A 1522-nucleotide genomic window follows, 5' to 3' on the forward strand; every position below is an offset into this window, starting at 1 on the left:
ACCCCTGCCGTCAGGCTGGCTGTGAGTCATGGAGGCGTAGCCGCGGTGTAGCCGCGTCAGGAGAGGAGAAGCCCGTGTCGATCAGCCCCGGCTATACCGAGGACGAGATCCGTGAGATGGTTTACCACTACGAGTGCCTTCCTCACGGCGCGAAGTTGGAGTGGGTGAAAGCGCAACCCTTCTCGTTAGGTGAACTTCGCCGCTGGCGCCGCTCTGTTCATGAAGGAGATCTGTCTCGAGGTTTGATTCCTCGTGATGACATCAGTCCTTCAACCTCGATCAAGGAGCGTAGGCGAATGGCGCACGAACACTCCCTTCGAAACACTGAGAAGCGAGTCTGTGAACTCGAAGACGAGAACAAGCGTCTGCGAGAGGCGAATGACGCTCTGGGAAAAGCTATCGGGCTTCTGCACAATTACAGCGCGCAGAGGCCAGACGGCAGCCCGGAAGCGACGAGTCCCGACGGTTCCTCCACCACGAAAACCAACTCGTCAGAGAGCTGACAAGACTTTACGGTTCTCAGCGACAAGCTCTAAAGCTGACCGGCTTGAGTCGGAGCACGTGGCATTACCGGATTAACCCGCGTCCTCCCAAAGTCTCTCCCATCCATCAACGCGAGCGTCATTACCCCAATCGGGTCTCCACAGAGGAGCGCGAGGCGATCAGCTCGCGCATAGACACCGCTCGCGGCGAAGGACTCTCGGTGCAGCAGGCGTACTACAGCACCTGGGACGAGGGGCGCATGCACGGCAGCCAGAGCACCTGGCATCGCGTCGGAGGCAAGCTCACCGGTCCACCAGACGTCGGGGCCGGCACTTCGAACCGCCCCCGGAACTCGAGGCAGCTACCGGTCGTCGTGGCATCTGGGCCCGGGCAGGCGTGGAGCTGGGACATCACCGAGTTGAAATCAACCTACTCGCGCATCACCTTCAAAATGTACTCGGTCATTGACATCTTTTCCCGGTATCGCATCGCGAGTCGAGTTGAGTTCGACTCGGCAGGATGTCACGCCGTTGAAATGTTTACCGAAGCCATCGCAAGGGAGGGCGCCCCTCGAGTGATCCACTCAGACAACGGTGGGACAATGAAATCAACCGCGCTCATGAACCTTTTCGATGAGCACGGCATCGGGGCCAGCAATAGTCGGCCATATGTCTCCAATGACAACCCGTACTCTGAGGCCGAGTTCAGCACAATGAAAAGCCGCTCGTCATACCCGGAGTATTTCGAGAGCTTGCAGAACGCTCGTGAGTTCGACCACGCATATACCGTGTGGGCGAACAATCAGCAGTACCACTCTGGCGTCGCCCACTTCACGCCGTCGCAAGTGCACTTTGGTACATGGCGCACAGTGTGGGCAAGGCGCGAGGCGACCCTACAGCGTTACTACGAGTCCCATCCCGAGCGCTTCCGAGCAAAACCCAAAACGCCGTCCCCACCAGCTACGGTCGGGATCAATCACCTCGTGCAAACAGCCTGACCCAGAACAGCCACTGACTCCAACCAGCTTGACAACACCCGT

General features: G+C 58.8%; 2 protein-coding genes. Both read left to right on the plus strand.

Annotated features, from left to right (window positions below):
- The first annotated feature begins 74 nt into the window (after positions 1-74).
- Positions 75-503 (plus strand): hypothetical protein, encoded by a 429-nt coding sequence (locus ACFQRJ_RS12600; RefSeq protein WP_377019488.1) that lies wholly within the window; start codon positions 75-77, stop codon positions 501-503.
- 200 nt (positions 504-703) lie between these two features.
- Complete coding sequence (locus tag ACFQRJ_RS12605) at positions 704-1480, plus strand: transposase (protein WP_377019489.1); 777 nt, start codon at positions 704-706, stop codon at positions 1478-1480.
- Positions 1481-1522 lie beyond the last annotated feature (42 nt).

Source organism: Brachybacterium sp. GCM10030252 (assembly GCF_042666535.1).
GTDB lineage: Bacteria > Actinomycetota > Actinomycetes > Actinomycetales > Dermabacteraceae > Brachybacterium.